Below are 2,203 nucleotides of genomic sequence, written 5' to 3'. Positions count from 1 at the left end.
CGCTTGCTGAGGGAGACTTGGCTGGCGTTGACGCTTTGGGCGTGTTTGAGCTGTCTTACTACGAAGCGGTGCTTCAAGCATTGGTGCAGCGCGATCAAGCGCTGGCAAGTTTTGACGGGCAGCGTCAATCGCAAGTAGTGGCAAGCTTTGCAAGCCTTGACCAGGAGCGCATGCAGCTAGCCCGGTATGAAGTGGTCAAGGTGCATCACAGCAAGATCCCGCGTCAAGGCGGTGCGACTGGCCCGACCGCTGTCCTGATTGGCGAGATGGCCAGAAAAAAAGGACATTTGCCGATCAGGCAGTTGATGCAACGGTGTGCCCCGGCGATCCAGGCGCTCAAGCCTGTGTTCATGATGAGTCCGTTGTCTGTCGCCCAGTTTTTGCCGGCTGGGGCGCTGGAATTTGACATGCTGGTCATTGACGAGGCGAGTCAGGTGCAGCCGATCGATGCGCTCGGTGCGATCGCGCGTGCCAAGCAATTGGTGATCGTTGGCGATGAGCGGCAGTTGCCACCCACGCGCTTTTTCTCCAAGGCGCTTGGCGATGGCGGTGATCAGGATGATGATGAGGGTGGAGCACAGGCGTCAGATGTGGAGAGCATCTTGGGACTTTGCCGCGCAAGAGGGCTGCCTGAGCGGATGCTTCGTTGGCACTACCGGAGCCGCCATCAGTCGCTGATTGCCGTTTCCAATCAACAGTTCTATGAAGGCAAGCTCTTCATCGTACCCAGTCCCTACACCAGTGAGGCAGGCGTTGGCTTGAGGTTGCATCATCTGCCAGAGGCCATCTACGACCGAGGCAACACGCGCACCAATCCCAAGGAAGCCAAGGCCGTAGCGCTCGCGGTACTGGCGCATGCGCAGAATACACCTCAGCTAACCCTTGGTGTGGCAACCTTCTCCACAGCACAGCGTCGCGCCATTCTCGATGAGCTGGAGCTGCTGCGCCGCCAGCACCCGGAGACGGAAGGGTTCTTCGCAGATCATCCAGCAGAGCCGTTCTTCGTCAAGAGCTTGGAGAACATCCAGGGTGACGAGCGAGACGTCATCTATATTTCGGTGGGCTATGGCCGTGATGTGCAACGCCACATGACGATGAATTTTGGTCCCGTGAGCAATGATGGCGGCGAGCGCCGCCTGAATGTACTTATCAGTCGCGCCAAGTCGCGTTGCGAGGTTTTTACCTCGATCACCGATGAGGACATTGACACAGAACGTGCCAAGGGCAAGGGCACCTTTGCTTTAAAGCTCTTCTTGAACTACGCAAGGACGGGTCGCCTCAACCTGAGCGCCGAGGCGCGCGACGCAAAGCAAAGTGTGTTTGAGCAAGAGGTCGCTCAAGCACTGCGCGCGCGAGGCTACGATCTGCACACTAACGTCGGTTTGGCCGGTTTCTTTGTTGATATTGCCGTTGCCAATCCAGAAGAGCCTGGGCGCTACATCTTGGGGATTGAGTGCGATGGGCAGTCGTATCGAGACGCGAAAAGTGCGCGTGATCGAGACCGCTTGCGTGGGAGTGTGCTGCGCGACAAGGGTTGGCAGGTTTACCGCGTTTGGATTTCGGACTGGTTCCATCGGCCCGAGGCGGAGCTTGAAAAACTTGTTGCAGCTATCGAACGAGCGAAGTCCGAGTCAGGCCATTTGGAGGCCGGTCCCAAGTCTTCGCACCGTGCGGTGCCGGTCGAGATCCTAACTGTTGATCGCGGTGACGTTACTGAGATGGGACTCATCGAGGCGCAAAGTCCGCCGAACACGGAGCCTTACATCGAGGCTTCCTTTGCCGTGCCGAGCAGTCAGTTCGAATTGCATCTGGCTCCAACAGGGCAACTCGCGACCATCGTGCGGCAGATTGTGGAGGTAGAAAGTCCTATTCATCGCAGCGAGGTCGTTGCGCGTATCCGGACGCTTTGGGGCTTGCAGCGGGCTGGCTCGCGCATTCAGCAAGCCGTTGAAGAGGCGATTGGATCGGTGGTGTCCCTGGGTGGGGTACTGATCTTCGATAAGGACTTCCTGGCTATTCCGGGGAAAGAGGTCCGCGTGCGGGATCGCTCAATGGTCGAGTCATTGACACTGCGCCGCCCAGAATTCTTGCCTCCTTCCGAGATCGATTCGGCTCTGATAAAGGTCGTTCAGGACAATCTGGGTGCGAAGGCTGAGGAGTTGGTGACGATGGTCTCGCGGCAGCTCGGCTACAAGAGCACGAG

1 protein-coding gene is annotated in these 2,203 nt (G+C 58.0%); it reads left to right on the top strand.

Annotation, left to right across the window (positions count from 1 at the left end; translation table 11 throughout):
• On the top strand, positions 1 to 2,203 hold a 2,203-nt coding region (locus ARC20_RS00350; RefSeq protein WP_152983934.1), incomplete at both ends, for a DUF3320 domain-containing protein.

It is taken from the genome of Stenotrophomonas panacihumi (assembly GCF_001431645.1).
Lineage (GTDB): Bacteria > Pseudomonadota > Gammaproteobacteria > Xanthomonadales > Xanthomonadaceae > Stenotrophomonas_A > Stenotrophomonas_A panacihumi.
This window is presented reverse-complemented; position numbering and strand designations above follow the sequence as displayed.